Annotated in this window: 23 protein-coding genes; 18 read left to right on the plus strand and 5 right to left on the minus strand. The window is 74.6% G+C overall.

Annotation, left to right across the window (positions count from 1 at the left end; all coding sequences use genetic code 11):
• The first annotated feature begins 86 nt into the window (after nucleotides 1-86).
• Nucleotides 87-1,307 (plus strand): hypothetical protein, encoded by a 1,221-nt coding sequence (locus tag ACI797_RS09605; protein WP_456858386.1) that lies wholly within the window; start codon nucleotides 87-89, stop codon nucleotides 1,305-1,307.
• A 143-nt stretch (nucleotides 1,308-1,450) separates the two neighbouring features.
• Complete coding sequence (locus tag ACI797_RS09610) at nucleotides 1,451-3,238, plus strand: hypothetical protein (protein ID WP_456858387.1); 1,788 nt, start codon at nucleotides 1,451-1,453, stop codon at nucleotides 3,236-3,238.
• Between the two features lie 3 nt (nucleotides 3,239-3,241).
• Here ACI797_RS09610 and ACI797_RS09615 read toward each other — a convergent pair whose 3' ends face one another.
• The gene (locus tag ACI797_RS09615) at nucleotides 3,242-3,841 is read right to left on the minus strand and encodes an SACE_7040 family transcriptional regulator (protein WP_456858388.1); all 600 of its coding nucleotides are present in this window, start codon (nucleotides 3,839-3,841) and stop codon (nucleotides 3,242-3,244) included.
• An 88-nt stretch (nucleotides 3,842-3,929) separates the two neighbouring features.
• Between ACI797_RS09615 and ACI797_RS09620 the strand changes: the two genes are divergently transcribed.
• From ACI797_RS09620 to ACI797_RS09635, 4 genes are read left to right on the plus strand one after another with little or no spacing between them, the layout of a single operon-like run.
• Nucleotides 3,930-5,543 (plus strand): carboxyl transferase domain-containing protein, encoded by a 1,614-nt coding sequence (locus ACI797_RS09620; RefSeq protein WP_456858389.1) that lies wholly within the window; start codon nucleotides 3,930-3,932, stop codon nucleotides 5,541-5,543.
• A gap of 5 nt (nucleotides 5,544-5,548) precedes the next feature.
• Nucleotides 5,549-7,558: an ATP-binding protein gene (locus tag ACI797_RS09625; protein ID WP_456858390.1), complete on the plus strand. Its 2,010-nt coding sequence runs from the start codon at nucleotides 5,549-5,551 to the stop codon at nucleotides 7,556-7,558.
• A gap of 4 nt (nucleotides 7,559-7,562) precedes the next feature.
• Nucleotides 7,563-8,717 carry an acyl-CoA dehydrogenase family protein gene (locus ACI797_RS09630; protein WP_456858391.1) on the plus strand — a complete coding sequence of 385 codons (1,155 nt, stop codon included), beginning with the start codon at nucleotides 7,563-7,565 and terminating at the stop codon, nucleotides 8,715-8,717.
• A gap of 57 nt (nucleotides 8,718-8,774) precedes the next feature.
• Nucleotides 8,775-8,909 (plus strand): hypothetical protein, encoded by a 135-nt coding sequence (locus tag ACI797_RS09635; RefSeq protein ID WP_456858392.1) that lies wholly within the window; start codon nucleotides 8,775-8,777, stop codon nucleotides 8,907-8,909.
• Here the strand turns inward: ACI797_RS09635 and ACI797_RS09640 are convergent.
• Entirely contained in the window at nucleotides 8,899-9,912 is a 1,014-nt protein-coding gene (locus ACI797_RS09640; RefSeq protein ID WP_456858393.1) for an NADPH:quinone reductase, read from the minus strand. The two genes, ACI797_RS09635 and ACI797_RS09640, sit on opposite strands and share 11 nt — an antisense overlap.
• A gap of 36 nt (nucleotides 9,913-9,948) precedes the next feature.
• The gene (locus ACI797_RS09645) at nucleotides 9,949-11,646 is read right to left on the minus strand and encodes a DUF885 domain-containing protein (RefSeq protein WP_456858394.1); all 1,698 of its coding nucleotides are present in this window, start codon (nucleotides 11,644-11,646) and stop codon (nucleotides 9,949-9,951) included.
• A 125-nt stretch (nucleotides 11,647-11,771) separates the two neighbouring features.
• Here ACI797_RS09645 and ACI797_RS09650 point away from each other — a divergent pair, with 125 nt between their 5' ends.
• Nucleotides 11,772-12,128, plus strand: coding sequence for an ArsR/SmtB family transcription factor (locus tag ACI797_RS09650; RefSeq protein WP_456858395.1), 357 nt, complete (start codon nucleotides 11,772-11,774; stop codon nucleotides 12,126-12,128).
• Entirely contained in the window at nucleotides 12,125-12,610 is a 486-nt protein-coding gene (locus ACI797_RS09655) for an SRPBCC family protein (protein ID WP_456858396.1), read from the plus strand. The genes ACI797_RS09650 and ACI797_RS09655 overlap by 4 nt, the downstream gene beginning before the upstream one ends.
• A 1-nt stretch (nucleotide 12,611) precedes the next feature.
• On the opposite strand, the gene ACI797_RS09660 is transcribed toward ACI797_RS09655, so the two are convergent.
• Both ACI797_RS09660 and ACI797_RS09665 read right to left on the minus strand, forming a co-directional pair.
• Nucleotides 12,612-13,259, minus strand: a complete 648-nt coding sequence (locus ACI797_RS09660; RefSeq protein WP_456858397.1) for an HAD family hydrolase — start codon at nucleotides 13,257-13,259, stop codon at nucleotides 12,612-12,614.
• A gap of 28 nt (nucleotides 13,260-13,287) precedes the next feature.
• The gene (locus ACI797_RS09665; RefSeq protein WP_456858398.1) at nucleotides 13,288-14,115 is read right to left on the minus strand and encodes a helix-turn-helix domain-containing protein; all 828 of its coding nucleotides are present in this window, start codon (nucleotides 14,113-14,115) and stop codon (nucleotides 13,288-13,290) included.
• 77 nt (nucleotides 14,116-14,192) lie between these two features.
• Between ACI797_RS09665 and ACI797_RS09670 the strand changes: the two genes are divergently transcribed.
• From ACI797_RS09670 to ACI797_RS09715, 10 genes are all read left to right on the plus strand, one after another.
• Entirely contained in the window at nucleotides 14,193-16,193 is a 2,001-nt protein-coding gene (locus tag ACI797_RS09670) for an acetoacetate--CoA ligase (RefSeq protein WP_456858399.1), read from the plus strand.
• A gap of 11 nt (nucleotides 16,194-16,204) precedes the next feature.
• Complete coding sequence (locus tag ACI797_RS09675) at nucleotides 16,205-18,013, plus strand: PEP-utilizing enzyme (RefSeq protein ID WP_456858400.1); 1,809 nt, start codon at nucleotides 16,205-16,207, stop codon at nucleotides 18,011-18,013.
• A complete protein-coding gene (locus ACI797_RS09680) occupies nucleotides 18,010-19,077 on the plus strand; it encodes a PEP/pyruvate-binding domain-containing protein (RefSeq protein ID WP_456858401.1) in 1,068 nt (355 codons plus the stop codon). Before ACI797_RS09675 ends, ACI797_RS09680 begins: the two co-directional genes overlap by 4 nt.
• Before the next feature lies 1 nt (nucleotide 19,078).
• On the plus strand, nucleotides 19,079-19,543 hold the full coding sequence (locus ACI797_RS09685) for an acetyl-CoA carboxylase biotin carboxyl carrier protein (RefSeq protein ID WP_456858402.1): 465 nt from the start codon (nucleotides 19,079-19,081) through the stop codon (nucleotides 19,541-19,543).
• Nucleotides 19,540-20,892 carry an acetyl-CoA carboxylase biotin carboxylase subunit gene (locus ACI797_RS09690; protein ID WP_456858403.1) on the plus strand — a complete coding sequence of 451 codons (1,353 nt, stop codon included), beginning with the start codon at nucleotides 19,540-19,542 and terminating at the stop codon, nucleotides 20,890-20,892. The genes ACI797_RS09685 and ACI797_RS09690 overlap by 4 nt, the downstream gene beginning before the upstream one ends.
• On the plus strand, nucleotides 20,889-22,349 hold the full coding sequence (locus tag ACI797_RS09695; protein WP_456858404.1) for a biotin carboxyl carrier protein: 1,461 nt from the start codon (nucleotides 20,889-20,891) through the stop codon (nucleotides 22,347-22,349). Before ACI797_RS09690 ends, ACI797_RS09695 begins: the two co-directional genes overlap by 4 nt.
• Nucleotides 22,342-23,169 carry an HAD-IIA family hydrolase gene (locus ACI797_RS09700; protein ID WP_456858405.1) on the plus strand — a complete coding sequence of 276 codons (828 nt, stop codon included), beginning with the start codon at nucleotides 22,342-22,344 and terminating at the stop codon, nucleotides 23,167-23,169. The genes ACI797_RS09695 and ACI797_RS09700 overlap by 8 nt, the downstream gene beginning before the upstream one ends.
• Before the next feature lie 180 nt (nucleotides 23,170-23,349).
• Nucleotides 23,350-24,501 (plus strand): serine hydrolase domain-containing protein, encoded by a 1,152-nt coding sequence (locus tag ACI797_RS09705; protein WP_456858406.1) that lies wholly within the window; start codon nucleotides 23,350-23,352, stop codon nucleotides 24,499-24,501.
• Nucleotides 24,502-24,587: 86 nt separating this feature from the next.
• Nucleotides 24,588-25,409, plus strand: a complete 822-nt coding sequence (locus ACI797_RS09710) for a formate/nitrite transporter family protein (RefSeq protein WP_456858487.1) — start codon at nucleotides 24,588-24,590, stop codon at nucleotides 25,407-25,409.
• 78 nt (nucleotides 25,410-25,487) lie between these two features.
• Nucleotides 25,488-25,958, plus strand: coding sequence for a CoA-binding protein (locus tag ACI797_RS09715; protein ID WP_456858407.1), 471 nt, complete (start codon nucleotides 25,488-25,490; stop codon nucleotides 25,956-25,958).
• Nucleotides 25,959-25,970 lie beyond the last annotated feature (12 nt).

The raw sequence follows: 25,970 nt of genomic DNA on the forward strand, positions 1-25,970 counted from the left end.
CACTGCGCCACTGGAGAGTGTCGGAATCCGGGCGCCGCGACGCTAGGGTCGGTCCACCGAGTCCACGAGCTCACGGGGAGTTCCGCGTGTCCGCACCATCCACCCCTGCCGCGACCGCGCGTGCGGTGCCGCCGGCCCCGGGGTCCCTGGGCAGGGCGCTGGCCCACCCGTTCGCCTCGTTCAAGTGGCTGTGGCTGGCCTACATGACCCCCGGGCGCCCCGGCCGGCCGGTGAGCCAGACCGAGCTGCGGTGGATGTACACCGGGTGGCTGTTCGCCTTCCTGCTCAAGATGCTCGGCTCGTCGTGGGACGTCTCCTGGCACTTCAAGTGGCTGCGCGACGACCTCGCCCCGCCGCACCTGCTCAACTCGGTGGGGACCGCGGTCGTCATCGGGCTCGTCGTCGCCCACAGCTACAGCGGCTACGCCGTCGACCGGCGGGCGCTGCGGCTCATGCAGTGGGGCATCGCGCTGTTCCTCTTCGCGATCCCGCTCGACATCGTCAACCACCGGCTCTACGGCCTGGACATCACCAGCTGGAGCCCCACGCACGCCGTCCTCTACCTCGGCACCGCCGTGATGCTGGCAGGCGCGATCCGCGGCTGGTGGCTCTACGCCGAGCCGGGGCGCACCAAGGACCTGATCTCGCTGGGGCTCTGGCTGTTCTTCGTGGAGAACGTGCTGTTCCCCAACCAGCACCAGGAGTACGGCGTCCTCTCGCTGCGCGACTACGCCGCCGGCCGGACCACCGCCGAGCCGCAGCTGCTGGACTTCGCCGCCTCGCAGGGCGACAGCCCCGCCGAGTTCATGCTGCCCGTGCCCGGCTGGGTGCACCCCACCTGGTTGGTCCTGGCCGGGCTGCTGTCCCTGCTGATCGCCCGCAAGGTGGTCGGCCTCCGGTGGACGGCGACGATCGTCGCCGGCGGCTACCTGGCCTACCGGTGCATCGCCTGGCTGGCCCTCGTCGGCGGCGACTTCCCGCCGTCGGTCGTCCCCTTCGTGCTGCTCGTCGGTGCGGTCGCGATCGACCTCGCCGTCACCTACGGCCTGCCGGGCTGGGTGGCCGGGCCGCTGGTCACCGCGGCGGTCTACGGGGCGGGCGCCGGCCAGTCGGCGCTGGACCTCCTGCCGCCGTGGAACTGGTGGTCGCTGACCTGGGTCGCGGTCGGCTTCGGCGTGCTGTGGACCGCCGTGGACCTGGTCGCCGGCAGCACCTGGTACGCCCGGTGGAAGCAGCCCGTGGAGCCGTACCGCGAGGCGCGGGACACCCCGGTCGCCGTCGGTACCGGCGGCGCGACCGGCGTGTAGCGAAGGGACCGCCCCGTCGCATGACGTAACGTCGAGGGGGCCACAGCTCGCCCGGCGAGGGGTGCACCCCGACGACCCGGGCGCGGCGGACCGGCGCCGGCGCGCGCCCCTCGCCCCCCCGAACCGACCCGCCGGAGGACGACGTGCTGCCCCTCACCCCGACGCCGTTGCAGACGGCCGGGGAGCGTGCGCTCTTCGCCGAACTGGCCCGCTGGGACACCGGCGGCGCCGTGCGGGCCGCGGTCGTGGCGTCCCTGCCGTTCGGCGACGGCGCGCTCGGCCGCCGGCTCTCCGACGCCGTCCTGCTGGTGCCCGAGGGCCTGGCCGTCGTGCGGATCGCCGAGGTGCCCAAGCAGAGCGGCGTGGTGACCGCCCGCCCCGACGGCGCCTGGACGATCGGCCCGGGCGCCGGCCCCGGCGACGTCCTGCACCTCGGCGGCGGCGGGTCGACGCCGCTCGACGGCCTCATGCGGGCCGGCATGGAGGCGGCCATGCGGCTGCGCCGGGCCGGCCTGGAGCCCGGGCGGATCGCCCGGCTCACCGTGCTGGTCGGCGAGCTCGGCGGCCTCGTCCCCGAGGACGGCGACCTGGGGGAGGGCGACCAGGTCGCGCTGCTGGAGCCCCGCTCGCTGCTGCTCGGCATCGCCCGGGCCAGCCGGTACTCCGGCGTCGACAACCCGCGGCTGTGGACCACCGCCGACGTCCGCGCCGCCCTGGAGGCGCTCGGCCTCGAGGGCCGCGGGCCCACGGTCGAGGAGCTCAACGGCGAGGGCTTCCCGTACTCGCCCTACGTGCTGCGCCGGCCGGAGCTGCTCGCCCCGGCCGCCATGACCGCGGGCTCGACCGCGCCGCCGCCGGTGCACCCGGCCGAGGCCGCCGAGGCGCCGCCGTCGCCGGTGGCCGCCGCGGTCGCCGCGCAGGCCGCCGCCCGCGCCGCCGTGGCGCCGGTGGCACCCCCGCCGGTCCAGCCGGCCCCGCCGCCCGTCGTGCCGCGGCCGGCGCCGGCCGCCGACCCCTTCGCCGGCGTGCCCGCCCGCGACACGATCGCCGTCGGCGCCCCGCCGGAGCCCCCGGTCGACGAGACCGGCGGCATCGGCGGCCTGTTCGCCGGCGCCGAGCCGGACGAGCCCCCGCCGCCGGCCCCCGCCCTGCCGCCCGTCCCGCCGCCGACAGCGGTGCAGCAGGTGCCGGCTCAGCCGCAGGTGCCCGCGGCCGTGCCGCCGCGGACCGCCGTCCACACCGCCCCGGTCCAGGCCCCGCCGCCCCCGGTGCCGCCGTCCTCCGCCGCGGCCGCCCGCTCCCGGCGCACCGCGCTGCTGATCGGCGCCGCCGTCCTCGTGGTCGCGCTGCTGGCCCTCGGCGGGGTGCTGCTGCTCGGCGGCGGCGGGGACGACCCCGGCGGCGGCCCGGCCGCCGCCGGGTCCTCCACCCCCGCGGCCCGGACCACCCCGGCCGGCCCGGAGCCGGGCGCCACGCAGCAGGTCGGCGGCGTGACGTTCACCCTCGAGGCCGTGCAGGTGACCGACACCTGCCTCGGGCACGGCTACGGCGACGTCGGCGACTCGTTCGCCACGACCGACTGCGTGGGCCTGTCCCGCGGGCTCTACTCGGCCTCGCTCGAGGGACGGCCGATCGTCGTCGCCGTGTCGCACGTGCGGATGCCCGACAGCGCGGCGGCGCGCGAGCTGCGCGCGCTCGCCGACACCACCGGCACCGGCAACGTCAGCGACCTGCTGCGCGACGGGGTCACCTACGACGGCGCCCCGGCCGAGCTCGCCGACGCCGAGTACGCCAGCGCGGTGAGCGGCGCGGTGGTCACCATCGTCGAGACGGCGTGGGCGGCCCCCGAGGCCGCCGACGACGCCGGCGGCCTCGACGCGGCGGCCAGCAGCGGCCTGGTCCTCGAGCTGCCCGACCCGCCCACCGCCTGAGCCCTAGGACGTCGCGGCCGCCCGGGCCATGCCGGCCAGCAGCGCGGCCATCGCCGGGCGGTCCAGCCGGCCGGCGCTGTGCGGCGTGGAGTTGATCAGGCCGAATACCGCGTGCGCCCGCGCCCGGCAGGTCGCGGCGTCGGCGGCCGGGTGCAGCCGGGCCAGCACGGTCACCCACACCTCGACGTAGCGGCGCTGCAGCCGGCGCACCGCGGCGGCGTCGGCGGGCGGCAGCGAGCCGAGGTCGCGGTCCTGCACGGTGATGAGCGCGGGGTTGTCCAGCGCGAAGTCGACCTGGAAGTCGATGAGCGCCCGCAGCTGCGCCGCCGGGTCGCCGCCCGCGGCGGCCACCACCTCGGTGCCGCCGGCCAGCAGCCGCTCGCTGATGCGCAGCAGCATCTCGGCGAGCATCGCGTCCTTGCCGGCGAAGTGCCGGTAGATCGCCGGTCCGGTGACCCCGACGGCGGCCCCGATGTCGTCGACGCCGACCGAGCGCGAGCCGCGCTCGGCGAAGAGCCGCGCGGCCGCGCGCAGGATCTGCTCGCGGCGGGACGGGTTGTCCGCGTCCGCGTGCAGGGCGGCGTCCACGACCCTCTCGGCCATGGCGGCATGCTAGCCCACCGTGAACCCCCGTTAACACACCGAGCCGCTGCACTGGACCCCGGTGTGAACGACGGTTAACCTCTGCGACGTGGATGCACCGGTGCTTCCCCGAGCGGTCCCCGCCGACGCCGAGGCGGCCGCGCGCAACGCCGCGGCCCACCGCGCGCTGGTCGCCGACCTCGTCGGCCAGCTGCAGGTCGTCGCCCAGGGCGGCGGCGAGCGGGCGCGGCAGCGGCACGTCGAGCGCGGCAAGCTGCTGCCCCGCGAGCGGGTCGACGCGCTGCTCGACCCCGGCAGCCGCTTCCTCGAGCTCTCCCCGCTGGCCGCGCACGGGCTCTACGGCGGCGAGGCGCCCGCGGCCGGGATCATCACCGGCATCGGCCGGGTCTCCGGGCGCGAGTGCGTCGTCGTCGCCAACGACGCGACGGTCAAGGGCGGCACCTACTACCCGATGACGGTGAAGAAGCACCTGCGGGCGCAGGAGGTGGCGCTGCACAACCGGCTGCCCTGCGTCTACCTCGTCGACTCCGGCGGGGCGTTCCTGCCGATGCAGGACGAGGTCTTCCCCGACCGCGAGCACTTCGGCCGGATCTTCTACAACCAGGCCACGATGTCCAAGGCCGGCATCCCGCAGATCGCCGCCGTCCTCGGGTCCTGCACCGCCGGCGGGGCCTACGTGCCGGCGATGAGCGACGAGGCGGTCATCGTCCGCGAGCAGGGCACGATCTTCCTCGGCGGGCCGCCGCTGGTGAGGGCGGCGACCGGCGAGGTGGTCACCGCCGAGGAGCTCGGCGGCGGCGACCTGCACAGCCGGGTCAGCGGGGTGACCGACCACCTGGCCGAGGACGACGCGCACGCGCTGCAGCTGGTCCGGCAGATCGTCGGCACGCTCGGCCCACGCGCACCGCGCCCGTGGGACGTCGAGCCGGTCGAGGAGCCCCTGCACGACCCGGAGTCGGTCTACGACGTCGTCCCGCCCGACCCGCGCACGCCCTACGACGTCCGCGAGGTGATCGCCCGGCTGGTCGACGGCAGCCGGTTCGCCGAGTTCAAGCCGCTGTACGGGGCCACCCTGGTCACCGGGTTCGCGCGGCTGCACGGCCACCCGGTCGGGATCGTCGCCAACAACGGCGTGCTGTTCGGCGAGTCGGCGCTCAAGGGCGCGCACTTCGTCGAGCTGTGCGACCGGCGCAGCATCCCGCTGCTGTTCCTGCAGAACATCTCCGGGTTCATGGTCGGCCGCGACTACGAGGCCGGCGGCATCGCCAAGCACGGCGCCAAGATGGTCACCGCCGTCGCCTGCGCCCGGGTGCCCAAGCTGACCGTGGTCATCGGCGGCTCGTTCGGCGCCGGCAACTACTCGATGTGCGGCCGGGCGTACTCGCCCCGGTTCCTCTTCACCTGGCCCAACGCCCGCATCTCGGTGATGGGCGGTGAGCAGGCGGCGTCGGTGCTGGCGACCGTGCGCCGCGACGGGCTCGAGGCCCGCGGCGAGGAGTGGCCGGCCGCGGACGAGGAGGCGTTCAAGGCGCCCATCCGCGAGCAGTACGAGCACCAGGGCCACCCCTACTACGCCACCGCCCGCCTGTGGGACGACGGCGTCATCGACCCCGCGCAGACCCGCACCGTGCTCGGTCTCGCCCTGTCGGCGTGCGCCAACGCGCCGCTGGGCGAGCTCGGCTACGGCGTCTTCCGGATGTGAGCCCGATGTTCGACACCGTCCTCGTCGCCAATCGGGGCGAGATCGCCGTCCGGGTGATCCGCACCCTGCGCACCATGGGCATCCGCTCGGTCGCCGTGTACAGCGAGGCCGATGCCGGCGCGCTGCACACCCGCCTGGCCGACGTCGCCGTCCCCATCGGGCCCGCGCCGGCCGCGCAGAGCTACCTGTCGATCGACCGCGTCCTCGACGCCGTCGCCCGCAGCGGCGCGCAGGCGGTGCACCCCGGCTACGGCTTCCTGTCGGAGAACGTCGAGTTCGCCCGCGCCTGCGAGAAGGCGGGCGTGGTCTTCATCGGCCCGCCGGTCGCCGCGATCGAGGCGATGGGCGACAAGATCCGCGCCAAGCAGACCGTGAGCGCCGCCGGCGTCCCGGTCGTCCCCGGCCGCACCGAGCCCGGCATGACCGACGACGAGGTGGCCGCCGCCGCGGTCGAGGCCGGGTTCCCCGTGCTGCTCAAGCCGTCGGCCGGGGGCGGCGGCAAGGGCATGCGGGTCGTGCGGTCCGAGGCCGAGCTGCCCGACGCCATCGCGGCCGCCCGCCGCGAGGCGCGCAGCTCCTTCGGCGACGACACGCTGCTGGTCGAGCGCTACGTCGGCAACTCCCGGCACATCGAGGTGCAGGTCCTCGGCGACACCCACGGCACGGTGGTCCACCTGGGCGAGCGCGAGTGCAGCCTGCAGCGGCGGCACCAGAAGGTGATCGAGGAGGCGCCGTCGCCGCTGCTCGACCCGACCATGCGCGCCCGCATGGGCACCGCCGCCGTCGAGGCGGCCCGGGCGGTGGGCTACACCGGCGCGGGCACGGTCGAGTTCATCGTCGACGCCGACCGGGCTGGGCGGGAAGAGGACATGGATTTCTTCTTCCTCGAGATGAACACCCGGCTGCAGGTCGAGCACCCGGTCACCGAGCTGGTCACCGGCGTCGACCTGGTCGAGCTGCAGCTGCGCGTCGCGGCCGGCGAGCGCCTGCCGATCGCCCAGGGCGACGTCGTCCTCGACGGGCACGCGATCGAGGCGCGGGTCTACGCCGAGGACCCGGCGCGCGGGTTCCTGCCGCAGGCCGGCACCGTGCTCGGGCTGGCCGAGCCCGAGGGCCCGGGCGTCCGCGTGGACAGCTCGCTCGCCGTCGGCAGCGTCGTCGGCACCGACTACGACCCGATGCTGGCCAAGGTGATCGCGTGGGGCCGCGACCGCGACACCGCCCGCGCGCGGCTGGTCGGCGCGCTCGGGCACACCGCCGTCCTCGGCGTCACCACCAACACCCCGTTCCTGCGGGCGCTGCTCACCGATCCCGACGTCGTCGCCGGCCGGCTCGACACCGGGCTGATCGACCGGCGCGGCGAGGCCCTCGCGGTGAGCCCGCCGCCGTCGGCGGCGGTGTTCGCGGCCGCGGCGCTGTTCGAGCTGCTCGAGGCCGAGCCGGCCGGCGCGGTCGTCGACCCCTGGGACCTGCCCGACGGCTGGCGGCTGGGCGAGCCGGCCTGGACCGTGCGGCGGCTGCAGGCCGCCGGCGGGGAGCCGGTGACGGTGCGGGTGCGCGGCCGGGCGGCCGACGCGCAGGTCCGGGTGGGCGACGGCGTGCCGCTGGCCGCATCGGCGTCCCGGGACGGCGACCGGATGACCGTGATCCTCGACGGCGTGGCGCACCGGTTCGCCGTCGTGCACGCCGGCGGCACCCTCTGGCTGGCCGCCGACGGGCGGGTGACGGCGCTGCGCGAGCACGAGCGGCTGCGCTCGGCGGCCGAGGGCGCCGCCGGGGGCGGCGTGGTGACCGCGCCGATGCCCGGCACGGTCACCGTGGTGCAGGTGTCCGTCGGCGACGAGGTGACCGCGGGGACCCCGCTGCTCGTCGTCGAGGCGATGAAGATGGAGCACGTGCTGACCGCCCCGGTCGACGGGACGGTCACCGCGCTCCCCGTGACGGCCGGCGCACCGGTCCGGCTGGACGAGCAGGTGGCCGTGGTGACCCCGCGGGCCACCGGGGGAGAGGACTGACACCGTGCTGGACTACCGGCTCGACGAGGAGACCGAGGCCCTGCGGAAGACCGTGCGCGAGTTCGCGCTGGAGGTCGTCGCCCCGCAGATCGGCGAGTTCTACGAGCGCGACGAGTTCCCGACCGCGATCGTGCGGCAGATGGGGGAGCTGGGCCTGTTCGGCCTGCCCTTCCCCGAGGAGTACGGCGGCTCGGGCGGCGACTACTTCACCCTCTGCGTCGCGCTCGAGGAGCTGGCGCGGGTGGACTCGTCGATCGCGATCACCCTGGAGGCCGGCGTCTCGCTCGGCGCGATGCCGATCTACCGGTTCGGCACCGAGGAGCAGAAGCAGCGGTGGCTGCCGCGGCTGTGCGCCGGGGAGGCGCTGGGCGCGTTCGGGCTCACCGAGCCGGGCGGCGGCTCCGACGCGGGGGCGACGCGGACGACGGCCCGGCTGGAGGACGGGCAGTGGGTGGTCAACGGCTCCAAGGCGTTCATCACCAACTCCGGCACCGACCTGACCGAGCTGGTCACCGTCACCGCCGTCACCGGCACCCGCCCCGACGGCGGCAAGGAGATCTCGGCGATCGCCATCCCCTCGGGCACCCCCGGGTTCACCGTCGGCCAGCGCTACTCGAAGGTCGGGTGGAACGCCTCCGACACCCGCGAGCTGTCGTTCAGCGACTGCCGCGTGCCGGAGGAGAACCTCGTCGGCGAGCGCGGCCGCGGCTACGCGCAGTTCCTCTCGATCCTCGACGAGGGCCGGATCGCCATCGCCGCTCTGGCCACCGGGCTGGCGCAGGGCTGCGTCGACGAGTCGGTGAAGTACGCCGGGCAGCGCGAGGCGTTCGGGCAGCCCATCGGCCGCAACCAGGCCATCCAGTTCATGATCGCCGACATGGAGGTCCGCACCGAGACCTCGCGGCTGGCCTACTACCGGGCCGCGGAGAAGATGCTGCGCGGCGAGCCCTTCAAGCGGGAGGCCGCCGTAGCCAAGCTGCACAGCAGCGAGGCGGCGATGGAGAACGCGCGCTGGGCCACGCAGGTGCACGGCGGCTACGGATTCATGAACGAGTTCCCGGTCGGCCGCTTCTACCGCGACGCCAAGATCCTCGAGATCGGGGAGGGCACCAGCGAGGTGCAGCGGATGCTCATCGCGCGCTCGCTCGGGGTCGGCTGACCTGCGGTTCCGGGACGGCGGGGTCCGCGCGGCCGCCATCGAGTCGACGCGGGGCTGGTGCTCACGCCGGCGGCGAGGCGCGGGCCCGGGTACGTCGACGTCCTGGCCCGTCCCGAGAACCTGGCGCGGGCGTCGTTCCGCACCGTGCTGGACGCCCTCCGCGAGGTCGTCTCGGAGCGCATCAGGCGGTGACGTCGACCAGCACCTTGCCGACCGCGCCGTCCTCGACCGCCCTGTGGGCCTCGTCGGTCCTCTCCAGGGGGAAGACGTGCAGCGGCAGCCCGGCCTCCTCGCCCACGCGGACGGCGCCGTCGAGCACCGCGGCGTTGACGTCCTCGACGCCGATCGCCTTGGCCCGCTCGGGCTCGGTGTAGACGAACACGAACTGCCAGCGGGCGTTCGGGGTCATCTGCGAGCGGATCGGCAGTGTGAGCGACTCGTCGCCGGTGGCGGCGTAGATCGCGACGGCGGCGTGCGGGGCGACCAGCTGGGCGTCGGTGGCGGCGTTCTGCGCGGCGTTGACCTCGACGACCGCGTCGACGCCGCGGGGCGCGATCTTGCGGACCTCGGCGACGACGTCCTGCTGGCGGTAGTCGACGACGTGGTCTGCCCCCGCGGCCGCGGCGAGCTGCGCCTTGCGCGGGCTGCTCACCGTGGCGATCACGGTGGCGTCGGCCCAGCGGGCGAGCTGGACGGCGGCGTTGCCGACCGCGCCGGCGCCGCCCTGCACCAGCACGGTGTGCCCGGTCAGCGAGCCCGGGCCGATCCGGTCGGGCAGCAGCTCGCCGACGGTGAGGGCGCGGTGCGCGGTGAGGAACGGGATGCCGAGGGCGGCGCCCAGCTCGAACGACGGGTCGGGGCCGAGCAGCACGACCTGCCGGGCGGGGACGACGGTGTGCTCGGCGGCGGTGCCCCACGGCCGCTGCCAGGCGGCCTCCCAGATCCACACCCGCTCGCCGACCAGCACGGGGTCGACGCCCTCGCCGACCGCCTCGACGGTGCCGGCGCCGTCCTGGTTCGGGATCTGGCCCTGCGGGCCGGGCTGCGTCCTGGCCCGCGACTTCCAGTCGGTCGGGTTGACGCCGGAGAAGGCGACGCGGACGCGCACCTCCCCGGGGCCGGGCTCGGGGAGCGGCCGCTCGACCAGCTCCAGGACGTCGGGACCGCCGGACCGGCTGTAGGAGATCGCGCGCATGCTGCGCCGAACCCGGCCGGACCTCGTCCGATTCCCCTACAGGCGGGCCAGCTCGTCGGTCAGCGGGCCGAGGCCGAGCGGGCCGAGGTCGAGGACGGCCCGGTGCCACGCCTTGAGGTCGAACGCGTCACCGTGCCGCGCCCGCGCCTCCTCGCGGCCGGTGAGGAAGACCCGCTCGCCGACCTTGTAGACCGGCGCCTGCCCCGGCCAGCCGAGGTAGCGGTGCAGCTCGTCGGTGCGCATCCGGTCCTCCATGGCGACGTGCCGGCGCAGGAACGCCGCCGCCACCTCGTAGGTCCAGCGCGGGCCGAGGCCGGCGGCGGGCGGGAGCGGCAGGTCCAGGTGCACGCCGATGTCGAGGACGACGCGGGCGGCGCGCAGCTCCTGGGCGTCGAGCATGCCGAGGCGGTCGCCGGGGTCCTCGAGGAAGCCGAGCTCGTCCATCAGCCGCTCGGCGTAGAGCGCCCAGCCCTCGGCGTGCGCGGAGCAGTCGCAGAGCAGCCGCTGCCAGCGGTTGAGCAGCGCCGCGTTGTAGACGGTCTGCCCGACCTGCAGGTGGTGGCCGGGCACGCCCTCGTGGTGGACCGTCGTCGTCTCCCGCCACGTCGTCATCTCCTCGACGCCCTCGGGCAGCGACCACCACATGCGGCCCGGGCGGCTGAAGTCCTCGGTCGGGCCGCTGTAGTACACGCCGAGGCCGGTCGAGCCGATCACCCGGCCCTCGAGCCGGCGGACCGGCTCGGGGATGTCGAAGTGGACGCCGTCGAGCGCGGCGATGGCCCGGTCGGCGGACTCCTGCAGCCACGCCTGGAGCGCGTCGCGGCCGCGGACCAGGCGGGCCGGGTCGGCGTCGAGCGCGGCCATCGCGCCGGCGATCCCCTCGCCGGGGGCGATCCGCTCGGCCACCGCCTCCTTCTCGGCGACGATGCGGGCCAGCTCCTCCCAGCCCCAGGCGTAGGTCTCGTCCAGGTCGAGGTCGACGCCGGTGTGGAAGCGGCTCTCCACGGCGTAGCGGTCGCGGCCGGCGGCGTCCCGCTCGGGGGCGCGGGGGAGCAGCTCGCGCTCGATCCGGTCGGCGAAGGCGTGCAGCCCCTCCGCGGCGGCGGTCGCCGACCGCTCGAGGTCGCCGCGCAGCGCGCCGTCGTCCGGGGCGCCGCCGACCAGCTCGGCGAAGAAGCCGGGCTCCGCGGCCGTCCCGGCCCACGACCGGGCGTGCCCGGCAGCCAGGCGCACCTGCCGCGCCGCGGAGACGTGGCCGCCGGCCGCGGCCGCGACGAGCCCGTCGGCGTAACCGTCGAGCGCGGCCGGCACGGCGGCGAGCCGCCGCCCGATGGTGGTCCACTGCTCGGGGGTGTCGGTGGGCATCAGGTCGAAGACCATCCGCACGTACTGCAGCGGGCTGGCCGAGCTGTTGAGGTCCGCCTGCGCCAGGCCCGCCTCGTAGCGCTCGAGCTCGGCGCCGACGCGCTCGAGCATCGCCGCGCGGGCGATCTCCTCCCGGCGGTCCACCGGCTCGGTGGCCGCGGCCTCCGCGCGGGTGCGGCGCAGCAGGCCGGCCAGCTCCTCGTGGCCGTCGGTGGTGAGGTCGGGCCAGCGGTCGTCGTGCCCCGGGACCCCGATGTAGGTCGCGATCACCGGCGAGGCCGCGGCGTACTCCTCGACGAAGCGGTCGGCCAGGCGGTCGAGGGCGGACGGCGGGCGGGAGGTGGCGTCCCCGGCGGTGGCATCGCTCACCCGCGCACGCTAACGCCTCGCCGCCCCGGGGGTCTCCGAAGTTTTCTCAACCGGACGGTTGACCACGGGCGCGAACGGGTCTACCGTCTTCCTCAACCGAATGGTTGAGAACGAAGGAGGCGGTCGTGGCGGCCGATCCCTTGTCCCGGGTCTTCTCGGCCCTGGCCGATCCGCTCCGGCGCGACATGGTCGCCCGGCTGGCCACGGGGGACGCGACCGTCAACGAGCTCGCCGCCCCGTACGACGTCACCCTCCAGGCGGTCTCCAAGCACCTCAAGGTGCTCGAGGAGGCCGGCCTGGTCACCCGCAGCCGGGAGGCGCAGCGCCGACCGGTCCACCTCGAGGCGGAGGTGTTCGACCTGATGACCAAGTGGATCGAGCGCTACCGGCGGGAGGCCGAGCAGCGCTACCGCCGCCTCGACGACGTCCTCCGGTCCATGGAGGACCAGCCACCCACCCACGGAACAGGAGAACGGTCATGACCACCGCCCACACCCGCGAGACGCAGATCGAGGTCGACGAGGACGTCCCGCTGGTCCGCATCACCCGTGAGTTCGACGCCCCGCCGGAGAAGGTCTACCGGGCGCACACCGACCCCGAGCTGCTGGCCCGCTGGCTCGGCCCGCGCGACCTGGAGATGACGGTCGAGACCTTCGACGCCCGCACCGGCGGCGAGTACCGCTACGTGCACCGGCGGGGCGACGAGGAGTACCGCTTCCGCGGCACCTTCCACGAGCTGCGGCCGAACGAGCTGATCGTGCAGACGTTCACCTTCGAGGGCATGCCCGACGGGGTGGCGCTGGAGAAGCTGCGGCTCGAGGCCCTGCCCGGCGGCCGCACCCGCCTGGTGGCCACGTCCCTGGTCGACTCGTTCGAGGACCGCGACGCCATGGTCGCCAGCGGCATGGAGACCGGCATCGTCGAGGGCTACGAGAAGCTCGACGAGGTGCTGGCCGGCTCCTGAGTCAGCGCCAGGTGACCGTCTCGGGGCGCCGGCCGAGGACCCGCCCGACCTCCCGGGCGGCGTCCTCGCCGGCGTTCACCAGCACCGGCCGGGACGTGCCGGCGAACAGCGGCAGGTCCGACGTGCTGTCGCTGTAGACCGCGCGCCACGGCGGCGGGTGGCCCCGCTCGGCGAGCATCCCCACCTTCGACCCGCCCATCGCGCGGCGCACCCGCGGGGGCCGGAACGAGCCGGTCGACCCGACGACGTCGAGGTCGCCCAGGCCGATCGCCCGCAGGAAGCCGCGCGCCAGCACCTCCTCGCAGCCGGTCGCCACCACCACGACGTCGCCCGCGGCCCGGTGCGCCCGCACGCAGGCGATGGCGTCGGCCACCGCCGCCTCGGGCTTGCGGGTCAGCGCCTCCGCGTAGGCGTCGGCGACCACCGCGACGTCGTCGCCGTCGGCCCCGCCGACCGCGATCCGGGTCATCAGCCGCGCGGCGAGGGGCCGCAGCTGCGGCACCGCCGCGCCCGGCAGGAGCGCCGGGGACGCCAGCAGGAGCGGCAGCGCGCGGGCCGGCCGCCGGCGCAGGCGGCCGTGCAGGAACAGCGTGGACGCGTCGCCGCCGAGCAGCACCTTGTCGAGGTCGAAGACGACGGTCGATGTCACGGCTCAGTGGTTACCGCGCCGGCGCGGCTCAACCACCGAGGCCGGCGGCGCGGGCGCGTTCCTCGACGGCCCGGACGGCGGCGCGCAGGTCCTCGAGGTGCAGCTGCACCATGCCGGTGAGGGACACGATCCGGCGCCGCCAGGTCAGGTTGATGCAGCCGACCACCCGGCCGCCCAGCCGGATCGGCATCGCGATCGACTCCCGCCCGTCGTCGGCCTCCGAGCGCGGGCGGTCGTGGTCGCCGCCGAAGTCGGGAGCCCGGACGGCGTACCCGCGCCGGCGGGTGGTGGCGACGAGCCGGCGCACGGCGGCGTCGTCGTGGGCCAGGCGGTACGCGCGGCCCTCGCGGTGCCGCAGCCGCGCCAGCACCGCCTCGAACTCCGGGTCGGGGCAGAACGACAGGTAGGCGCGGCCGGACGCCGAACCGAGCATGTTCACCCGGTAGCCGTGGGGCCGCGGCGGCAGCGCGTCGAAGTAGGTGCGGGAGCTGTTGGTCTCCAGCGTCTCCATGTGGTCCAGCCGCGGCACCGACAGCACCGACGGCCAGCGCACCCGCGAGGACAGCTCCTCCAGCACCGGCGAGCCGATCTCGACCAGCCAGGCCTCGTCGTCGGTCTCCGCCCGACGCTGCAGCGTGTGGCTGGGCAGGAAGGCGCCGTCGACCATCCGCTGCCAGACCAGCCCGTGGTCGTGGGCGGTCTTGAGGATCCGGATCAGCGTGGGCTTGGAGATGCCGGTCGTCACGTGCAGGTCGTGGAGGCTCGCGGCCCGCACCTCCTGCAGGACCTGCAGCACCTGGAGGCCGCGCGACAGGGAGTCGATCGACCTGACCCGGTAATCCCGCGTGCCACCCACCTCCTCGTTTTCGCAGCGCGAAAAGTTCCCACAAGAGTGTTGCCGATCACATCCCGGGCGCGCGAGGGTGTCCCGCCATGGGGACGACGGGGTTCCACCGCCCGGGTTCGGCGGTCCGCGAGGGCGACCTGCTCTGGACACCCTCGCCCGAGCGGGTCGAGAGCACGCGGCTCACCGCGTTCACCCGCTTCGCCGCCGAGCGCACCGGGCGGGACTTCCCCGACTACGCCGCCCTGTGGCGCTGGTCGACCACCGAGCTGGAGGAGTTCTGGTCGGCGGTCTGGGACTTCTTCGGCGTGCAGGCGTCGCGACCGCCGACCGCCGTCCTCGCCGAGCGGACGATGCCGGGCGCCCGGTGGTTCCCCGGGGCGCGGCTGAACTTCGCCGAGCACCTGCTGCGCCAGGAGCGGCCCGGCGAGCCGGCGCTGCTGGCGGTCAGCGAGACCGCGCCGGTGCGGGAGCTGCCGTGGGAGGAGTTCACCCGGCAGGTGCGGCGGGTCGCCACCCACCTGCGCGAGCGCGGGGTCCAGCCGGGGGACCGGGTCGTCGCCTACCTGCCGAACGTCCCCGAGGCGGTCGTGGCGATGGTGGCCGGTGCGAGCATCGGCGCGGTCTGGGCCGCCTGCTCACCCGACTTCGGCGCCCGCGGGACGCTCGACCGGCTGGGCCAGCTGGCGCCCACCGTCCTGTTCGCCGCCGACGGCTACCGCTACGGGGGCCGCGACTTCGACCGGCGCGCCGAGGTGGCCGAGATCGTCGCCGGGCTGCCAACCCTGCGCGAGGTCGTCCACCTCCCCGTGCTCGGCCTCGAGGCGCCCGGCACCCCGTGGACGGAGGTTCTCGCCGGCCCCGACGACTCCGACTTCGCCTGCGAGCAGGTCCCCTTCGACCACCCGCTGTGGGTGCTGTTCTCCTCGGGGACCACCGGGCCGCCCAAGGCGATCGTGCACGGGCACGGCGGGATCCTGCTGGAGCAGCTCAAGGCGCAGGCCTTCCACATGGACCTGCGCCGCGGCGACCGCGCGTTCTTCTACACGACCACCGGCTGGATGATGTGGAACTTCTGCGTCAGCCTGCTGCTGTCCGGGGTGGCGCCGGTCCTCTACGACGGCAACCCCGCGCACCCGGACGCCGACGCACTCTGGCGGGCCGCGCAGGACAGCCGCGCCCGCCTCTTCGGCGCCAGCCCGAGCTTCGTCGAGCTCATGCAGAAGGCGGGCGTCGTCCCGAAGGAGCGCTTCGACCTCTCGGCGCTGGAGGTCGTGATGCCGGCCGGTTCCCCGGTCTCCCCGGCCATCACCGCCTGGTTCTACGAGAACGTCGGGGACGACCTCTGGGTCGCCACCGGCAGTGGCGGCACCGACATCTGCACCGGCCTGGTCGGCGGCGTCCCGACGCTCCCGGTGCGGGCCGGCGTGATCCAGGGCCCCTCGCTCGGCGTGGCGGCCGAGGCCTGGGACGACGACGGGCAGCCGGTCGTGGGCCGGGTGGGGGAGCTGGTCGTCACCCAGCCGATGCCGTCGATGCCCCTGTTCCTCTGGGGCGACGACGACGGCGCCCGCTACCGGGCCAGCTACTTCGAGACCTTCCCGGGCGTGTGGCGGCACGGCGACTTCTTCGAGGTGGACGAGCGCGGCGGCTGCTACGTCCGCGGCCGCTCCGACGCCGTCCTCAACCGGCACGGGGTGCGGATCGGCACCGCGGAGATCTACCGCGTGGTCGAGGACGACCCCGCCGTCGTCACCTCGCTGGTCGTGAACCTCGACCTCCCCGGCGGCGGTTTCTGCATGCCGCTGTTCGTGGTGCTCGCGCCGGGGCACGAGCTGACCGCCGAGCTGGAGGAGCGGCTGCGGCGCAGCCTGCGCGAGGAGTACAGCCCCCGGCACGTGCCGGACCGGATCGTCGCTGTCCGCGCTGTCCCCGTGACCCGCAGCGGCAAGAAGATGGAGGTCCCGGTCCGCCGGCTCCTCCTCGGCGCCGACCCCGCGTCGGTCGCCGACCCCCACGCCATGGCCGACCCCGACGCCCTGGCCGAGTTCGTCGCCTACGCCCGCACCCATCGCGACCACACCCTCTAGAGGAGAGAGCCATGGCCGAGCGCTCGTTCCCGCTGCCGTCCCAGGTGCCCGACGTCCCGGGCGCCGAGGGGTGGGAGCAGATGTACCCGTACTTCTCGCGCTTCCAGCCGGAGGACGACCAGCGGTTCTGGTTCTACAACTCGATGCACTTCCCGGAGGTCGTGCCGGCGTTCGACGGCATCACCTCGGAGATCCCGTACACCGCGATCGGGGCCAACACGAGCCGGCTGTTCCCCCTGCCCACGTCGATGGGGATCGAGTACCGGATCGTCAACGGGCGGGTGTACATCACGGCCAACCCGGTGACCGACCCGGCGCAGGTCGAGGCGCGGCTACCCCACTTCCAGGAGCGGGCCGGCTTCTACTACGAGAACTGGCAGCGCCTCTACGACGGCTGGCAGCAGCGCATCGAGGCGCTGATCGCCGACATCGAGGCGGTCGAGGTGCCGCGGCTCGGAGACCTGGACGACGTGTCGGTGGTGATGGAGTCGCGCGGGTTCGCGAGCAACCACCTGCTGCGGGAGAACTTCCACCGCTGCATCGACCTGTACTCGAAGATGTGGCACCACCACACCGAGTTCCTGATGCTCGGCTACGGCGCCTACGTCGTCTTCTTCGAGTTCTGCAAGCAGGCCTTCCCGGAGATGGGCGACCAGATGGTGGCCCGCATGGTCGCCGGCATGGACGTCACCATGTACCGGCCGGACGACGAGCTGAAGAAGCTGGCCGCGCTGGCGGTGGAGCTCGATCTCGCCGACCTGTTCGTCGAGGGCGCGGAGCCGCACAAGGTGCTCGCCGCCCTGGAGGAGCGCGGCAACGCCGGTGCCCGGTGGCGGGCGGCGCTCGAGGAGGCCAAGGACCCGTGGTTCCACGTCTCGGTCGGTGACGGCTTCTACCACCACCACCTCTCCTGGGGCGACGACCTGACCGTGCCGTTCGCCGCGCTGCCGCGCTACGTGGAGCAGATCGCGGCCGGGGAGGACCTCACCCGGCCCACCGACCGGCTGGCCGAGGAGCGCGAGCGGATCGCCGACGAGCACCGGGCGCTGCTCGGCAGCGACGACGAGAGGGCCGCCTTCGACCAGATGCTCGGCCTGTGCCGGCTGGTGTTCCCCTACATCGAGTCGCACAAGTTCTACTGCGAGCACTGGTTCACCACCCGGTTCTTCCAGAAGATCCGGGCCTTCGGTCAGCTGCTGGCCGACCGGGGGGTGCTGCGCGCGGCCGACGACGTGTTCCACCTGCGGCACGTCGAGGTCGAGGACGCGCTCGCCGACGTGCAGCTGGCGTGGGCGTCGGGCGGCACGGAGCTGGGCGCGCGGTACTGGCAGCCGATCGTCGCCCGCCGCAAGGAGATCGTCGAGGCGCTCTCCGGGTGGTCGCCGCCACCGGCCCTGGGGCCGGTCCCCGAGGCGCTCAACGACCCCGCGGTGAAGATGCTCTGGGGCGTCACCGACGAGACCATCGAGGCCTGGCTCGGCGGCGAGGACGACGACGAGGACACCGTCCGCGGGTACGCCGCCTCGCCCGGCGTGGTCGAGGGCGTGGCCCGGGTGCTGATGAACGTCACCGACATCGGTTCCATCCGCGAGGGCGAGATCCTCGTCTGCCCGGTGACCGCGCCCAGCTGGGGCCCGGTCTTCGGCAAGATCGCCGCGGCGGTCTCCGACATCGGCGGCACGATGTCGCACGCCGCGATCGTGGCCCGCGAGTACGGCATGCCGGCCGTCGTCGGCACCGGTACCGCCACGGCCAAGATCCGCACCGGTGACCGCGTCCGCGTCGACGGCGACCGCGGCCTCGTGACGGTGCTCCGGTGACCGTGGTGACGCAGACGCAGGCGGTCCTGCACTTCTCGCAGGTCGGCAAGGACGACGTCCCGCTCGTCGGCGGCAAGGGGGCCAGCCTCGGCGAGCTGACCCGCGCCGGGATCCGGGTGCCGACCGGGTTCGCCGTGACGACGGCGGCCTTCCGTGCCTCGGTCGAGCACCTGGACCTGGGCAGCAGGGTCGCCGTCCTGGACCCCGGGGACGATCTGACCGCTCCGTGCGCCCGGCTGCGCGGCGTGGTCGAGTCGGCGCCGCTGCCGGCCGAGGTCGCCGAGGCGGTCCGCGGCGCCTACGCGGACCTGTGCACCGAGTGCGGCGACCCCGACCTGCCCGTCGCCGTCCGGTCGAGCGCCACCAGCGAGGACAGCGCGGAGGACAGCTTCGCCGGCCTGCAGGACACCTACCTGTGGGTGCGCGGCGGCGACGCCGTGGTCGAGCACGTCCGGCGCTGCTGGGCCAGCCTCTACAGCGTCGAGTCGGTGACCTACCGGCGCCGGCGCGGCATCCCGGAGGCTGACCTGGGCATGGCCGTCGTCGTCCAGCGGATGGTCGGCGCCCGCAGTTCCGGGGTGATGTTCACCCGGAGCCCGCTCACCGGTGACCGCTCGGTCGTCGCGATCGACGCCAGCTGGGGGCTGGGCTCGGCCGTGGTCAGCGGTGACGTCACCCCCGACTCCTTCGTCGTCAGCAAGGTGACCGGCGAGATCACCCGGCGGACCGTGGCCACCAAGACCCGCTGGCACCGCCCCGACCCGTCCGGGTACGGCGTCGTCGAGCTCGACGTCCCGGCCGAGCTGCGGGACCGCCCATCGGTCTCCGACGCCGAGATCGCCGAGCTGGCGGCGACCGCCCGGCGGGTCGAGGCGCACTACGGCTGCCCCCAGGACATCGAGTGGGCGGTCGCGGAGTCCGACGGATCGGTCCACCTGCTCCAGAGCCGGCCCGAGACGGTGTGGGCGGAGAAGGACGCCGCGGCTCCGAAGGTGGCCGCGCCCACCGCCCGCCCGTTCGACCACGTGTTCAACCTGCTCGGCGGCAGGAAGCCGGGGGCGTGACGTGCACCTGACGCCCGACGACGTCCGCGACGTCCTCCGCGTCCTGGACTCCAGCGGACTGGCCGAACTGCACCTGGAGACGGCGGACCTCGCCCTCACCCTGCGCCGCGAGGGCGCCTCCGGCTGGACGGCGGAGCAGCAGGTGCGGCGCGCCCCGGTGCTGGACCGGGCCGCCGACCCCGTGCCGGTCGCCGCCGGTGCGGCCCCTGCCGAGCTGGAGGAGGGGCTCGTGGCCGTCCACCCGCCGCTCCTGGGCACCTTCTACCGGGCGCCGCAGCCGGGATCGCCGCCGTTCGTCGACGCCGGCGACCCCGTCGAGGAGGACACCGTCGTCGGGATCGTCGAGACCATGAAGATGATGACGCCGGTGCACGCCGGCGTCCGCGGGACGGTCGTGGAGTTCCGCACCGGCGACGGCGAGTTCGCGGAGAAGGACGCCGTGCTGCTGGTGGTGGACCCGGCATGAGGCGGATCCACCGGCTGCTGATCGCGAACCGCGGCGAGATCGCCGCGCGGATCGTCCGCACCTGCACCCGGCTGGGCATCGAGTCGGTGCTGGCCGCCTCCGACGCCGACCTCGACGCGCTGCCGGCCCGGCTCGCGGACCGGGTCATCCGGCTGGGACCGGCGCCGGCCGCGCAGTCCTACCTCGACCCGGTGGCGGTGGTGCGCGCGGCCGTGGCGGTCGGCGCGGACGCCGTGCACCCCGGCTACGGCTTCCTCTCGGAGAACCCCGCGCTGGCGCTGGCCTGCGAGGAGGCGGGCCTGCTCTTCGTCGGGCCGACGGTCGCGTCGCTGCACGCGGTCGGCGACAAGCTGACGGCGCGCGAGCACGCGCTGGCCGCCGGGCTGCCCGTCGTGCCGGGCGGGGAGGCCGCCGATCTGGCCGCGGCGCAGGCCGTCGCGGCCGAGGTCGGCTACCCGCTGCTGGTCAAGGCGGTCGGCGGGGGCGGCGGGCGGGGCATGAAGCTGGTGCGCTCGGCCGCGGAGCTGCCGCGCACCCTGGACCTGGCGGTGAGCGAGGCGGCCGCGGCGTTCGGCGATCCGCGCGTCTACCTGGAGCGCTTCGTGGAGTCCGGCCGGCACGTCGAGGTCCAGGTGCTCGGCGACGGCACCCGCGCCGTGGCGCTCGGTGACCGGGACTGCTCCGTGCAACGGCGCTACCAGAAGTTGTTCGAGGAGGCCCCGGCGCCGCTGATCCCCGAGCCGGTGCGAGCCGGGATGCGGGAGGCCGCGCTCGCCCTGGCCGCGCACCTCGGGTACCGCGGCCTCGGCACCGTCGAGCTGCTCTACGACCGGGAGCGGCAGACCTTCTACTTCCTGGAGATGAACGCCCGCATCCAGGTCGAGCACCCGGTCACCGAGCTGGTGACCGGCCTGGACCTGGTGGCCGAGCAGCTGGCCGTCGCCGAGGGGCTGACCCTGCGGCTGCGCCAGGAGGACGTCGTCCTCACCGGGCACGCCGTCGAGTGCCGCATCAACGCCGAGGACCCGGCAGCCGGCTTCCGGCCGTCGCCGGGGCGGGTCGAGCGGGTGGTGCTGCCGGCCGGCGACGGCATCCGGGTCGACACCCACGTGCAGGGCGGCTCCGTCGTCCCGCCGTTCTACGACTCGCTGCTGGCCAAGCTGGTCGTGCACGGCACCGACCGCGCCGACGCGCTCGCCCGTACCCGGGCCGCGCTGGAGCTGCTCCGCATCGAGGGCGTGACGACGACGGTGCCGGTGCACCGGGCCCTGCTGGACGACGACGAGTTCCGTGCCGGCGGCGTCGACACCGCCTTCTTCGAGCGGTTCCTCCAGGGGGTCGGCCGATGACGGCCGTGGGGCTCGTCGACGTCTCGATCCGCGACGGCAACCAGAGCCTGTGGGGCGCCACCGGTCTCCGGACCGAGCACGTCCTGCAGGTCGCGCCGCTGCTCGAGCGGGTCGGCTTCCGGGCGCTGGACTTCACCTCCAGCACCGCCATGGGCGTCTCGGTGCGCAACCACCGCCAGGACCCGTGGGAGCGGATCCGGCTGACCCGCGCGCTGATGCCGACGACGAGGCTGCAGCTGATCGGCACCGGCTTCCGGTTCATCTCCTGGGAGAACTCGCACCCGGAGACGATGCAGCTGGTCTACGACCGGCTGGCCGCCAACGGCATCGACCGGGTCGTGGTGCTCGACCCGATGCACGACATGGACGCCGCCCGCGAGACCGCCCGGCGGCTGAAGAAGGCCGGCATCGACGAGGTGGTCGGCGCGCTGACGTTCACGATCAGCGAGGTCCACGACGACGCCTTCTACGCCGACCTGGCCCGGCAGATGCGCGAGTGCCCCGACATCGACCGGGTCTACGTCAAGGACCCGGCCGGCATCCTCTCCGCCGACCGGGCGCGCACCCTGCTGCCGGCGATCTGCGGGCAGCTGGCCGGCACCCCGCTGGAGCTGCACTCGCACGCCACGATCGGGCTCTCCCCGTTGACCTACTCGATCGCGCCGGACCTCGGGGTCGAGGTGGTGCAGGTCGGCTGCGGGGCGCTGGGCAACGGCTCGTCGTTGCCGGAGGCGCGGCGCACGGTCGCCAACCTGCGCGAGATGGGGCACACGGTCGACGTCGACGACCGCGCGCTCGAGCTCGCCTGCCGGTTCTTCGACCGGCACGCAGCGGCCGAGGAGCTGCCGGTGGGCGCGCCGCAGGACTTCGACGCGGCGTTCCTGCACCACCAGATCGCCGGCGGGGTGCTGACGACGACGCGGCGGCAGCTGCGGGAGATCGGCATGGAGGACCGGTTCGACGGCCTGGTCGAGGAGGTCGGCCGGGTCCGCGCCGAGCTCGGTCACCCGATCATGGTGACGCCGTTCCCGCAGATGGTGGTCTCCCAGGCGCTGTTCAACACGATCGGCGAGGAGCGGTACGCGAACGTGCCCGACCAGGTGATCCGCTACGCGCAGGGCACGTTCGGCCGGCCGACGGCGCCGATCGCACCGGACGTGCTGGACCGGATCCTCGACCGGCCGCGGGCGCGCGAGCTGGCCGCCGAGCCGCCGCCGCCCGACCCGGCCGAGCTGCGCCGGCGCTTCCCCGGTGTCCCCGACGAGGAGCTGCTCCTGCGGGCGCACATGCCGGCCGACCAGGTCGACGCGATGATCGCCGCCGGTCCGGCGCCGCGGCACGCCAACCCGTCGCTGGCGCCGGTGCTCGCGCTGCTGTCGGAGCTGGGCTCCCGGCCCTCGGTGCACGACCTGGCGGTGTCCAAGCCGGGCTTCTCGCTGGCGGTGCGCCGTGGCTGAGTCGCTGGCGCAGGTGCGCGGGTTCGTCCTGGACATGGACGGCACGCTGGTGCTCGGCGACCGGGACAACCGAGGGCTGGCCCCGCTGCCCGGTGCGCGGGAGCTCCTCGCGGCGCTGCACGAGCGCGGCCTGCCGTTCTGCGTGTTCACCAACGGTACGGTCAAGACCCCGGCGCAGTGCGCTGACGCGCTGCAGGCGACCGGACTGCCGGTGCCGGCCGACGGCGTCCTGACCCCGGCCTCGTCCGCGGTCGACGTGTTCCGGCGGCGGGGGCACCGCCGGGTGATGGTGCTCGGCGTCAAGGGGATCACCGAGGTCCTCGAGGCGGCCGGGATCGAGACGCTGCCGCCGCTGCGCGGCACGGCGTGCGACGCCGTCTTCGCCGGCTGGTACCGCAAGGAGCTCACGCTCGAGGCGCTGGAGGCGGCGGTCGAGGCGGTGGACGGCGGAGCGCCGTACTACAGCGCGTCGCAGTCGCCGTACTTCGCGACGGCGGAGGGGCGCACGCTGGGATCGTCGCGGGCGATCAGCGCGGTGGTCCACGACCTGACCGGGGCGCCGGTGACCGTCGTCGGCAAGCCGTCGCTGCAGGCGCTGCGAACGGCCGGACGGCACCTGGGCCTGCCGGTCGGCGACCTCGCCGTCGTCGGCGACGACCCGGAGCTCGAGGTGCCCATGGCGCACGCGGGAGGTGCCTTCGCCGTCGCCGTCCACACCGGCATCGGGCACGCGGGGTCGTTCGCGGACCTGCCCGGGGAGCTGCGCCCGCACCTCGACCTGCCCGACGTCGGCGCCCTCGCGGAGCTGCTGCGGGCGTGACATCTGCGCAGGCGGAAGGACACGCCACCGTTCTCGGGGGCTCGGGTGCGCGGGCGCAGGAGGGTGCGGAACGGCGGCGTCGGCGTTCCCGGGTTCCCTCCAGCATCTCGGACCCGACCCTCACGTGACGGAAGGGTCGTGGCATGTCCCTCACGCCCCGGGCGGCGGTAGTCTCCCGCGATGCTGCGTGCGCGAGGGCTCCTCGTGGCGGCCGCGACCGCCACGCTCACCCTGCTCGGGACGGCGCCGGCGGTGGCCCACGGCGGGGACGACGAGGCGACGGCGCAGCTGCAGGCCGCTCTCGAGGCGCTCGTCGCCGCGCCGGGAGGGCCGCCGGGCGTGGTGGTGACGCTCGGCTCCGACGGAGACCTCGCGGTGGTCACGGCCGGGGTGGCCGACCTGGAGACCGGCGAGCCGCCGCGGGCCGACGACGCCATGCGGGTGGCCAGCGTGGCCAAGGCGTTCAACGGCGCGACCGCGCTGAGCCTGGTGGCGCGCGGTGTCCTGTCGCTCGACGACACGGTGGGGGAGCTGCTGCGCCGCCAGCCGGCCGAGTGGCGGGACGTCACCTTGCGGCAGCTGCTCGGGCACACCAGCGGCATCCCCGACTTCAGCGGCAGCGAGCGCTTCGTCGAGGCGCTGCTGGACTCGCTCGACGACCCGCCGCGGCCCCGCAGGCTGCTGACCTACCTGGACGATCCCGACCTCGAGTTCGAGCCGGGGACCGAGTACCGGTACTCGAACAGCGACAACATCCTGGTCGCGCTGATGATCGAGGCGGTCACCCGCGACGACTACGCCGACGTGCTGCGGCGGCGGGTGCTGGACCGGGCCGGGCTGGACGACACCTCGCTGCCCGTCGGCGTCGAGCTGCCGGAGCCGTACCTGCACGGGTACGACGTCGCCGCCGCCCCGCCCGACGACGTCAGCACGCTCGTGGCGGCCGGCTGGAGCTGGGCGTCGGGCGGCGTCGTGTCGACGCCGGCCGACCTGGCGCGGTTCATCGGCGCCGACGTCCGGGGCCGGTTCACCGACCAGACCACCCGCGCGGAGCAGTTCGCGTTCCGGCCGGGCTCGTCGGAGCCGCCGGGGCCGGGTGAGAACTCCGCCGGCCTGGCGCTGTTCCGGTACGAGACGGCCTGCGGCACGGTCTTCGGGCACACCGGCAACACGCTGGGCTACACCCAGTTCGCGGCCGCGACGGAGGACGGACGGCGGACGGTGACGGTCTCCGTGACCGCGCAGATCACCCCGTCGACGGCGCCCGAGCGGTTCGCGGAGCTGCGGGCGGTCTTCGAGCTCGCCACCTGCGCGGCCCTCGCCGGGAACTGAGGAATTCCTCGTCCTCCCGCGGGTACGGATCGGTTCCGATCCGCCTCCGGGAGGTGCCCGTGACCGCTGCTCGAGAGCCCCAGGAGATGGCCCAGGTCGCCACGGAGCTGGGGGCCAAGAAGACCCACCGCTCGTGGGACCGGGTGCTGGTCAGCGCCTTCCTGGCCGGGGCGTACATCGCCTTCGGCGGGCTGGTCGCGATCGCCGTCTCCTCGGGCCTGGACGCCGACCAGTGGGGCACTCTGCCCACGCTGTTCACCGGCGCCGCGTTCACCCTCGGCCTGGTGCTGGTGCTCATCGCCGGCTCCGACCTCGCGACCGGCAACATGATGCTGGTCCCGCTCAGCGCGATGCGCGGGAAGATCTCCGGCTCCGACGTCGCCCGCAACCTCACCCTGGTGCTGCTGGGCAACCTGATCGGCGCGCTGTTCGTCGCCTACTTCCTCGCCGTCCAGTCCGACGTCATCGGGTCGGCCGGCAGCTCCGGCAACTCGCTGCTCACCTACGAGCGGCTGGAGGGCATCGCGCTCGGCAAGGCGACCGAGCACAGCGCGTGGGAGACCTTCCTGCGGGCGGTGGGCTGCAACTGGCTGGTCTGCCTCGCGGTCTGGATGTCGCTCGCGGCGACCACCGTCTCGGGCAAGATCCTGGCGATCTTCTTCCCGATCACGGCCTTCGTCGCGATGGGCTTCGACCACGTCGTGGCCAACATGTTCTTCCTGCCCGCGGCGATGTTCGCCGGCGTCCCGGACCTCGGCTGGGGCGACGTGGCGGTCAACTGGCTGCTCGCCGCGGTGGGCAACCTGGTCGGTGCGGTCGTGTTCGTGGCGACGTCGTACTGGTACCTGTTCCTGCGCGACCGGCCCGAGCGGGCGCCGGCCACCTCGGAGCCCGCCGAACGGGCCTGACGGCCGGGGCCGAAGGGGCCGGGCGGACGGGACCTCCGCCGACTGCCGGCCCGGCGCCGGGCGGACGAGCGTGTCGGCATGATCCCGACCAAGCAGGCAGTCTCGGATTTCCTGGCGCACAAGCGGATCGCCGTGACCGGGGTGTCGCGGACGCCGGCGGACCACGGTGCCAACGTCGTCTACAAGCGGCTGCGCGAGCGCGGCTACGACGTCGTCGCGATCAACCCCAACGCCGACGAGGTCGAGGGCGATCGCTGCTTCCACGACCTGAAGTCGGTGCCCGGTGGCGTCGAGGGCGTCGTCATCGCCACCAGCCCCGCCCACGCCGACGCGACCGTGCGCGAGTGCGTCGACCTCGGCATCCAGCGCGTGTGGATGCACCGCGGGCCCGGCCCGGGCAGCGTCTCGGACGACGCGACCCGCTACGGGCGCGAGCACGGGCTCACGGTCATCGACGGCGGCTGCCCGTGCATGTTCGACCCGACGGCCGACCCCGGTCACAAGGTCATGCGGTTCTTCGGCGTCGGCCACATGCCCAAGCAGGTCTGACCGGCGCCGTGG

The sequence above is a fragment of the Geodermatophilus sp. SYSU D00691 genome (assembly GCF_054050275.1).